Annotated in this window: 9 protein-coding genes; 5 read left to right on the forward strand and 4 right to left on the reverse strand. The window is 71.0% G+C overall.

Features of this window, described 5'->3' with window-relative positions; genetic code table 11:
• The first annotated feature begins 64 nt into the window (after positions 1 to 64).
• On the forward strand, positions 65 to 1,699 hold the full coding sequence (locus tag ABZY11_RS40335) for an FtsK/SpoIIIE domain-containing protein (RefSeq protein ID WP_356483935.1): 1,635 nt from the start codon (positions 65 to 67) through the stop codon (positions 1,697 to 1,699).
• 176 nt (positions 1,700 to 1,875) lie between these two features.
• Here the strand turns inward: ABZY11_RS40335 and ABZY11_RS40340 are convergent, their stop codons facing one another.
• The 3 genes from ABZY11_RS40340 to ABZY11_RS40350 form a co-directional block, all read right to left on the reverse strand.
• A complete protein-coding gene (locus tag ABZY11_RS40340) occupies positions 1,876 to 2,502 on the reverse strand; it encodes a hypothetical protein (RefSeq protein WP_356483936.1) in 627 nt (208 codons plus the stop codon).
• A gap of 79 nt (positions 2,503 to 2,581) precedes the next feature.
• Positions 2,582 to 2,917 carry a hypothetical protein gene (locus ABZY11_RS40345; protein ID WP_356483937.1) on the reverse strand — a complete coding sequence of 112 codons (336 nt, stop codon included), beginning with the start codon at positions 2,915 to 2,917 and terminating at the stop codon, positions 2,582 to 2,584.
• 141 nt (positions 2,918 to 3,058) lie between these two features.
• Positions 3,059 to 3,529 carry a hypothetical protein gene (locus ABZY11_RS40350; RefSeq protein WP_356483938.1) on the reverse strand — a complete coding sequence of 157 codons (471 nt, stop codon included), beginning with the start codon at positions 3,527 to 3,529 and terminating at the stop codon, positions 3,059 to 3,061.
• A gap of 203 nt (positions 3,530 to 3,732) precedes the next feature.
• Between ABZY11_RS40350 and ABZY11_RS40355 the strand changes: the two genes are divergently transcribed.
• The 4 genes from ABZY11_RS40355 to ABZY11_RS40370 all read left to right on the forward strand — a co-directional run bounded on the left by ABZY11_RS40355 (position 3,733) and on the right by ABZY11_RS40370 (position 7,180).
• A complete protein-coding gene (locus ABZY11_RS40355) occupies positions 3,733 to 4,686 on the forward strand; it encodes a CHRD domain-containing protein (RefSeq protein ID WP_356483939.1) in 954 nt (317 codons plus the stop codon).
• 87 nt (positions 4,687 to 4,773) lie between these two features.
• A complete protein-coding gene (locus tag ABZY11_RS40360) occupies positions 4,774 to 5,772 on the forward strand; it encodes a DUF1996 domain-containing protein (protein WP_356483940.1) in 999 nt (332 codons plus the stop codon).
• 122 nt (positions 5,773 to 5,894) lie between these two features.
• Positions 5,895 to 6,467 carry a sigma-70 family RNA polymerase sigma factor gene (locus tag ABZY11_RS40365; RefSeq protein ID WP_189544397.1) on the forward strand — a complete coding sequence of 191 codons (573 nt, stop codon included), beginning with the start codon at positions 5,895 to 5,897 and terminating at the stop codon, positions 6,465 to 6,467.
• Complete coding sequence (locus ABZY11_RS40370) at positions 6,464 to 7,180, forward strand: zf-HC2 domain-containing protein (protein ID WP_356483941.1); 717 nt, start codon at positions 6,464 to 6,466, stop codon at positions 7,178 to 7,180. Before ABZY11_RS40365 ends, ABZY11_RS40370 begins: the two co-directional genes overlap by 4 nt.
• 117 nt (positions 7,181 to 7,297) lie before the next feature.
• Here ABZY11_RS40370 and ABZY11_RS40375 read toward each other — a convergent pair whose 3' ends face one another.
• On the reverse strand, positions 7,298 to 8,683 hold the full coding sequence (locus ABZY11_RS40375; protein ID WP_356483942.1) for a solute carrier family 23 protein: 1,386 nt from the start codon (positions 8,681 to 8,683) through the stop codon (positions 7,298 to 7,300).
• Positions 8,684 to 9,000 lie beyond the last annotated feature (317 nt).

A 9,000-nucleotide genomic window follows, 5' to 3' on the forward strand; every position in this document is an offset into this window, starting at 1 on the left:
TTGAACACTCCCGGAAAGAGTGAGCCGTACCGATTCGAGACCGACGCGGGACAGTGCAGCGGTCTTGTTCTTTACGCCCGCCCGCCGCCCCTGGCTTCCCCCGCTGCCCGACATCCTCACCCTCACCGACCTGCCCACACCCCCCGAGGCGGCCGAGGACGGCCGGCTCGCGCCGGTGGCGTACGGCCTCGTGGACGTACCCACCGAGCAGACACAGCGTCAACTCGCTTTCGACCTGGACGAGATGGGGCATCTGTACATCGTCGGCTCGCCGCGCAGCGGCCGGTCCCAGACGCTGCGCACCCTCGCCGCCGCTCTCACCGGCGCGCACGGCTGCGCCGATGTCCATCTGTACGGACTCGACTGCGGCAACGGAGCCCTCCAGGCCCTCAGTGGACTGCCGCACTGCGGTGCCGTGGTGGACCGGGGTCAGGTCGAGCGGGTGGCCCGCCTCCTGAACCGCCTGGTCGCCGAGGTCGGGCGGCGCCGTGAACTCCTCGGCAGGCGGGGCGTCGCCGACCTCACCGAGCTGCGCCGCGCCCTGCCCGAGGCTGAGCGGCCCCCGCACATCCTGCTGCTCGTCGACCGGTTCGAGGCGTTCGAGCGGGACTTCGCCAACTACGACCAGGGCAGCCTGATGGACGCCATGACCCTTCTGATGCGCGAGGGCGCGAGCGTCGGCGTGCATCTGGTCCTGTCCGGCGACCGCATCCTCGGCCAGAGCCGGTTCTCCGCCTCCACCGAGGACAAGCTGGTCCTGCGCCTCAACGACCGCTCCGACTACTCCATGGTGGGCCTCAACGCCCGCAATGTCCCAGAGGACCTCCCGGCCGGCCGCGGTGTCCTCGCCAAGGACATCAACAGCGCCCAGGTCGCGTTGATCCCCGGCACCGACGGCACCGACGCCACCGGCGCGGGCCAGGCCCAGGCACTGGGCGTACTCGCCGAACGGGTCGGCGAACGCGACGCCGACGTGCCCGCCGAGCGCAGGCCGTTCCGCGTGGACGTCCTGCCCGACGAGCTGGACTTCGCGGACGCCCTCGCCCGCAGGCCGCGCAACGTCTCCCCGCTGTGGGCGATGGTCGGCGTCGGCGGCGACGAACTCGCCGCCGTCGGCACCGACTTGTCGAAGGTGCCGTCCTTCGTGGTAGCCGGTCCGCCGAGGTCGGGCCGCAGCACGGTGCTGCTCACCATGGCGAAGTCGCTGACCGCGTCCGGCACCAAGATCGTGGTGATCGCACCGCGCAACTCGCCGTTGCGCCACCTCGCCGGACAGCCCGGCGTCGTGGAGGTCTTCACCGACGCCGACGTCGCGGTCGCCGACTTCCGCGCCGCACTCGGCAAGGTGGACAGCCCCGCCGGAGCCATCCTCGTCGACGACGCGGAAATGATGATCAACTCCGAGCTCGACACCGACTTCGTCGCGCTCGCCCGCGGCAGCGCCGGGGACGGCTGGGGCCTGATCATGGCCGGCAACAACGAGGCGCTGCTCGGCGGCATCGGCGGCTGGCAGGCCGCCGTACGCCGCAACCGCTGCGGCGCCCTGCTCGCACCCCGACTGATGGGCGACGGAGAACTCGTCGGCGCCCGCCTGCCACGTGGCCTGATGGGCCAGGACACCGAACCCGGTCGCGCCCATCTGCAGCTCGGCGACGGCCGCTTCACCACGGTCCGCGTGCCCGCGACGACGGTGGACTGACCGGCAGTACGGCGTACCGCACCACGTCGCACCGCACCACAGAGCAAGGCCGGAAGGCCTCCGCTCCCTCCGGCCACCGGGGGGAGCGGAGGCCTTCCGGCCTTCGGCACACACGAAGAAGAGGGCCCGGCCGTTCCTCCCAGGAACGGCCGGGCCCTGTGCGGGGCCGACGTCGGTCAGGTGGCCGCCGCGCCGGCGGCCACCGGCGCCTGCTCACCGAAGGCGAACGTCGAGGTGATGGCATCGAAGAGGTCGCACAGCGGCTCGGCGAGCGGAATGTTCGGGCTGAAGCAGGTGATGATCAGGACCCGCTCACCACCGGGAACCGGCACGAACGTGTGCGTCACCACCATCTTGTACGAGATGCCGTCGGCGATCTCCGTCTCCTCGATGCCGGTCATCCGGCCGACCGGACCGACACCCGGCAGCGTCGCCGTCGTGAGGGTCCGGGTGGTGCCCTCGCGGCGGCGGCCCCCGGTGGCCGAGAACTGCTCGGCGATGCCCTTCGCGGAGAAGTCCTCACCGGGCGGCGGATTCACGCTGAACACCATGAGCCCGGCCATCAGCAGGCCGTCCTCGTACATGGCGGTGGTGCCCGCCGCGTAGATGGCGCCGCGCATGCGGGCGCCCTCCATGATGCGCCGCGCGCTGCGGAACGTGTGGTTGATGGCGTCCCGGGTCTCCTTCTGCGGAGCGTGCCGCAGCATCTCGGCGCGGCGCTCGGCGAGCGTGTCGCCGTGCAGGTCGTACTCCGTCCAGTTCTCCGGGATGGCGATCCCGAAGGTGTGCGAACCAGCGGTCATGGGACCGTTCTCCTCAGTTCGTTTCGGGCCGGGCTCGTTTCGGGCCAGGCGGACAGGGGGAAGCGATGAGGCCGTCGTCCTAGGACGGCGGCCGGGCGGGCCCCCCGGCGGGTGTCGCGTCGCCGCCACCGCCCTGGCTGCCGCTCTCCTTGAGCGAAGAGCCCATCTTGGTGTCGAATTCGGCGAAGGCCTTCACGATGGCATCGCAGCCGTCCTTGAGGTCCTTGCTGTTCCGCTTGACCTGCACGCGCCCGTCCTTCCACGCGTCGTCGAAGTTCGTACCGGGGCGCACCAGCGGCGGGCCGACGTCCTCGGGGTTGTAGCCCGACGGCCGGGTGTCGATGAGATCCACCACCCGGCCCAGCAGGTCACCGAGACGTTGCACCTCGTCTCCCGGCATCTCGATCTCGGTCAAGGCTCCTCCCTCGTACGCGTCGTCCGGCGGGCGCGTCCCGCCCCGCTCCAGGAACGACCGTGGACGCGGGACGGTTCAACGGCCCGCTGGATCAAGGGCGTACGGGAGTCGGAGCGGTACGGGACCGGGCCTCGGGGACGGTCACGCGGACTTGCGGACGAGATTTCCGTCGGGCGACACGGCGAACCACTCGCCGTCCAGGCCCTGCCCGTTGACGTCACCGGGCGCCATGTCGCCGACGTAGTAGTACAGCGGCCAGTCCCCGTACGTGACGTGCACGGCACCCCCCGACTGCTTCGCCTCGCGCAGCAGCGACTTCTTGACGCCCTTGCCCGCGCCGGCGGGGGAGGGGCTGGTCAGCGCGGGCCACACGGCGATGCACTCCGCGTCGCAGTTGCTGGTGGCCTCCTTGTCCTTGGTGAAGGCGTACAGGGTGCGGCCCTGGCCGTCGACCAGGATGGAGCCGAGCCCGACGTCCGCCACGGCGACCTCGGTGCCGGGCGCCGCCTCGACCGGTTTCCTGTCCGCGCCGGTGTCGCCGTCGCTCCCGGTACCGCAGGCGACAAGTCCCAGGGCCAGCGGGATCGCGAACAGAGCCTTGCGTGCGCGCATGGTGATGACCTCTCTCGTACGTCGTGAAAAGCGGCGGGGTGAGTTCCCCGTGGCCCACACGTGCCGCCCGCCGTACGGGTTCAGCGAGCGCCGTCCCGTCTGCCGACGCCCCGAATCGCGGACGGCGTTGAACCGTTCGGTCCGTGCGTCCGTTGGTCGACGCGAAGGGCCCTGGCAGCCCAACTCCCGGAAGGACGAAAGACATGCGCAGGCTCACTGTCGCGGCGGGCGTCGCCGTGCTCCTCGCCGGTCTCACCGGTTTCGCCGGTACGGCCCCGGCGTCGGCCGAGAACGGCCCCGGCGCCGGGAGATCCGATGGTGCCGGGGTCTCGACGGCCGCCGCCGAAGCGGCGCGGGCACCGGCCGTCTCCCTGATCGCCCGGCTCACCGGCGACCAGGCAGCGCGGAAGAAGGACGGGCCCGCCGAGGGCGCCCAGGACGGCAAGGCCGTCGCGCTCATCAAGGTCAAGGGCGACCGTGTCACCTTCGCCCTCACCTGGAACGGCATCGGCAGGCCGGCGCGCGGCCACCTCCACCAGGGCCAGGCCGGCAGCGACGGCGGGGTGAAGGCCGAGCTGTTCGGCACGGCCATGCCCGCGTCGGTGAATTCCGCCGCCGGGCAGACCTCGATGTCCTCCGCCGCGCTCGCCCGGCGGCTGCGCACCAACCCCGGCGGCTTCTACATCGACCTGCACTCCGAGGACTCCCCCGGCGGCGCGGTGCGCGGACAGCTCCGGCTCCTGGAGAAGCCGGTGAACCCGCTCAGCATCATCAGGGGCGGCAAGTTGCGCGCGCTCGCGGACGGCGGCCAGGAGATCCCGGCCGACGCCCCCGGGAAGGCGGGCGACCCGGACGGGCACAGCACCACGTTCCTGCACCCGAGGCCGGACCGCGTCGACTACTCCATGGCCTGGGTGAACATCGGGGCGCCGCTGGCCGGACACATCCACGAGGGGGTGCTCGGCGAGAACGGCGACGTACGGCTCCCGCTGTTCGTCACTCCCGTACCGAAGAACATCTTCGCGATCTCCGGCAGCGTCAGTACCCCCGACGCCGAGCTGATCGCACGCCTCAAGGGGAGCCCGACCAACTTCTACTCGAACGTGCACACCCGGGAGTTCCCCGACGGCGCCGTACGAGGGCAGTTGTTCCGCTGACGTTCACCGACAAGGGGCTGACGGAGGTTTCGCGGGTGGCTTGTGGGCAACCTTGATTGCCCCGGCCCCTGGTGACACCCTGCATCCGTGCGGATCAAGCTGCCCTTCCCCAACTCCCCTTTGTTCTGGGGGATACTGCCTGTGACGCTCGGGCTGATCGTGATCCTGGGCGTCATGACCCTCGGCGCCGACAGGGCCGCCACGGTGTCCGGCGCACCCGCCGACGACAAGTACGTGGACATCGGGACCGTTGTGCCGACCCGGGCGCCCGCGGCCGGACCTGACGCGTCCACCGGCTCGTACACCGTCGACTGCGGCCGCAACGAACAGGGCCACTACAACATGGACAATGTCGTGACCTCCCCGGGCGTCGTGAACGGCGCCCACCACACCCACGACTACGTCGGCAATCTCTCCACCAACGCCTTGTCCACCGACCGGACTCTGGCCGCCGCCGAGACCACCTGTGCGGGCGGCGACCGGTCCACGTACTACTGGCCGGTGCTGCGCCGCCTCGACCGCACAGGCGAGGCCCACAAGGCCGGCGTCGGCGCCCACGGCAACACCGGCGAGGCCGTCACCGCCGCCTCGGTGCGGGTGGAGTTCCGCGGCAACCCGGTCAGCTCGGTCGTCGGCATGCCCCGCTTCCTGCGGCTGGTGACGGGCGACCCGGTCGCGGCCACCACGGACAGCGCGAACGTCCGCGCGCAGTGGGGCTGTTCCGGCTACCCGGACCGGTTCACCCGGAACTACGTACGCTGCCCGCAGGGCAGCGGACCGACCCGCACCCTGGACTTCCCGAGCTGCTGGAACGGCCTCGCCACCGACAGCCCCGACCACCGCGCGCACGCACAGTTCCCCGCCGCCGACGGCACCTGCCCGCGGGCCACGTTCCCCGTGCCGCAACTGCGCGTCACCCTCACCTATGAACTCCCGGAGGGCACGCCGTTCGCCGTCGACTCCTTCCCGGAGCAGCTGCGCGATCCGATCACCGACCACGCGATGTTCGTGAACGTGATGATCGGGGACCGCATGGCGGAGCTGGTGCGCTGCATCAACGAGGACCGGCAGTGCAAGGCGGGGTGACCAGGACCCCTCGCACGACCCCCGACCGACCTGTGATTCAGCTCACATCCACCGGGGATTGAACCGGCCCGGCCCGCCGTCCGTGTTCAGCGCATCGGCCCAGGAGAGGACGGAGAAGATGGATGGCGGCATTGTGGTCCCGCAGCCGGCAGAGACAGGACACCGGTGACGAGGCACTGATCCGGTCCCTCTACGAGGAACACGGCAGAGCCCTGCTCGCGTACGCGCAACGCCTGACCGGCGATCGCAGCGCCGCCGAGGACGTGGTCCAGGAAACCCTGATCCGGGCCTGGAAACACCCGGACGCGCTGGTCAACGGCAAGGGCTCGGTACGTGGCTGGCTGCTCACCGTGGCCCGCAACATCGTCACGGACCGGTACCGGGCCAAGGCCGCGCGCCCCACGGAGGTCGCCGAGTCGGTGACCACCCAGCCCGTCGAGCAGGACCACGCGGACGCCGTGGTCGACTCGATGGTCGTCATGGAGGCGCTCGACCGGCTCTCCCCGGACCACCGGGACGTGCTCATGGAAATCTACTTCCAGGGCAGGAGCGTCGCCGAGGCGGCGAACAGGCTCGGGATACCACCCGGGACGGTCAAGTCCCGGTCACACTATGCGTTGAAGGCCCTGCGGGACATGTACGCGGACAGACCGAAGGCAGTGAAGCTGGTGGCGTTGAAGGGGGTGGCGGTGTGAGCACCAGGGAACACGACAGCGAACTGCTCGGCGCCTATGTCCTCGGCGCGCTCGATGAGCAGGAGGTGCGAACCGTCGACGAACACATGGCGTCGTGCCAGAAGTGCCGCGACGAACTGGACGGGCTGCGGGACATGGAGTCCGCGCTCGGCGAAGTACCGCCGGAGGCGTTCCTCGACGGGCCCCCGGAAGGCGGTGACCTGCTGCTCCAGCGCACGCTGAGGCAGGTCCGCAACGAACGCGCCGGGCAGACGCTGCGGCGAAGAGCGGTCCTGGGTGCGGTCGCGGCGGTCGTGGCGGCAGCCGTCCTCGGCGGCGGCGTCCTGATCGGCCAGAACACCGGCGAACGTGCCCCGGTGGCGATCCCCCCGGCCCCCTCGGTCGCGGCGACCGTGCCACCGGTGCAGCCGGGCGGCATGAAGGTCGTCGAGGGCCGCAGCGCCTCGACCGGCAGCGAGATGAGGCTCCGGGTGACCCCTGCCGTCGACTGGATCCGCCTCAACGCCTCGGTCACGGGCATTCCGGCGGGCGAGCGCTGCCGCGTGGTGGTCGTCGCGAAGGACGGCAGCCGCGAGATCGCGGGCAGCTGGCTCGTCGCCGACGAGAAGAAGGGCGCCAACCTCGACGGCTCGGCGGCCGTCCCCATGGATGACGTACAGAAGGTCGTCATCGAGAACGACAAGGGCAAGGAGTACGTGTCCGTCGATGTCTGACCCCCGCGGGCCCGGACGCGGACCGCGACCTGCCGCGCGGCGTACGGATCAGTGCGGCGAACAGATCGGTGAGGCCGTTCCCCGTCGGAACGGCCTCACCGATGGCGGCGCCCGCGATCACGATCCGTCCGGCACGCCTCGGTCGTACCCCGCATTCTCCGGTTCGAGGAGCGGAGGCTCGTCCGTCATGTGGGCGGGCGCCAGGACGCGCAGCGCGTGGTAGCCGATCAGGACGATCAGCGTGCCCAACGCGATGCCGCTGAGCTCGAAGTTGTCCGTGAGCTTCAGGCTCACATCGCCGATGCCGACGATGAGACCCGCGGCCGTCGGCACCAGGTGCAGGGGGTTGGAGAGGTCGACCCGGGAACGGACCCAGATCTGGGCGCCCAGCAGGCCGATCATGCCGTAGAGGATGACCGTGATGCCGCCGAGGACACCGCCGGGAATGGCGGCCACGACGGCACCGAACTTGGGGCAGAGCCCGAACAGGATCGCGAAGCCCGCAGCGCACCAGTAGGCGGCGGTCGAGTAGACACGCGTGGCGGCCATGACACCGATGTTCTCGGCGTACGTGGTGGTGGCGGGGCCGCCCACGGACGTCGACAGCACGGTCGCCGCACCGTCGGCCATGATCGCCGTACCGAGCCGGTCGTCGAGCGGCTCGCCCGTCATCTCACCGACCGCCTTGACGTGTCCCGCGTTCTCGGCGACGAGGGCGATGACGACGGGCAGGGCGACCAGAACGGCCGAGAGCGAGAAGCTCGGGGCATGCAGGTCGGGAAGGCCGATCCAGTCCGCCTTGGACACGCCCGAGAGGTCCAGGCGCCAGTGGTCGACCGCCTCGGCGCCGCCCGCGGGGGAGTGGATCTTGCCGAACGCGCGGTCGAAGACCCAGGAGGCGGCGTACCCGAAGGCCAGCCCGAGGAAGATCGCGATACGGGACCAGAAGCCGCGCAGCACAACCAGGGCGAACCCCGTGAACAGCATGGTCAGCAGCGCTGTCCACTGGTCCTGGGGCCAGTAGGTGCCGGCGGTGACCGGCGCCAGGTTGAACCCGATCAGCATGACCACCGCACCCGTGACCACCGGGGGCAGCACCGCGTGGATGACGCGGGCCCCGAGGGCGCGGACGACCGCCCCGCACAGGAAGAGGACCGCGCCGACGACCAGCAGGGCGCCGGTGAGGTGCGCCGCGTCGCCTCCCTGTGTGCTGATGACGGCGGCGACACCGATGAACGACAGGCTGCTTCCCAGGTAGCTGGGGATATGGCCCCGGGTGATCAGCAGGAAGAGAATCGTGGCCACGCCGGAGGCCATCACGGCGAGGTTGGGGTCGAGCCCCATCAGGACGGGTGCGACGAAGCAGGCTCCGATCATGGAGACCACGTGCTGCGCGCCGAGACCGACCGTGCGCCCCCAGGTGAGCCGCTCGTCCGGCCTCACGACCTCACCCGGTGCGAGGATCTTGCCGTCGCCGTGCAGCTTCCAGCCGAAGCCCGCCATGGTCTTGCTCCTTGATGTGTTGCTGGGGTGGTGCCGAGATCCGCCGGCCGGACCGGGGGGCTCGAGGCTGACGACCTCGTGCAGAGGCAGCGGAACACGCGGTTCGGGCGCATGCCGACAGGACTGGCCGAGGGGGTGGGGATTCGACCTGCGTCTTCGGGTTCTGCGGCCTTCGCCGGGCACGTCGCTGCCGCGGAAATGATCAGCGACATGGTAATGCCCGGCCGCGGAGCGTTCGCGGCCGGGCCGTGCCCCTGCGGACGACGCGGGCGAGGCGGGGGAGCGGGAGGGGCCGCCCGCCGGCCCGCCGGCTCAGG

The sequence above is a fragment of the Streptomyces sp. NPDC006510 genome, from assembly GCF_040611955.1.
GTDB lineage: Bacteria > Actinomycetota > Actinomycetes > Streptomycetales > Streptomycetaceae > Streptomyces.

What these genes read in the sequence shown, in the direction of transcription:
- ABZY11_RS40340 (WP_356483936.1), bottom strand. Translation starts at nt 2,502, where the DNA reads ATGACCGCTGGTTCGCACACCTTCGGGATCGCCATCCCGGAGAACTGG.
- ABZY11_RS40350 (WP_356483938.1), bottom strand. Translation starts at nt 3,529, where the DNA reads ATGCGCGCACGCAAGGCTCTGTTCGCGATCCCGCTGGCCCTGGGACTT.
- ABZY11_RS40355 (WP_356483939.1), top strand. Translation starts at nt 3,733, where the DNA reads ATGCGCAGGCTCACTGTCGCGGCGGGCGTCGCCGTGCTCCTCGCCGGT.
- ABZY11_RS40365 (WP_189544397.1), top strand. Translation starts at nt 5,895, where the DNA reads ATGGCGGCATTGTGGTCCCGCAGCCGGCAGAGACAGGACACCGGTGAC.
- ABZY11_RS40375 (WP_356483942.1), bottom strand. Translation starts at nt 8,683, where the DNA reads ATGGCGGGCTTCGGCTGGAAGCTGCACGGCGACGGCAAGATCCTCGCA.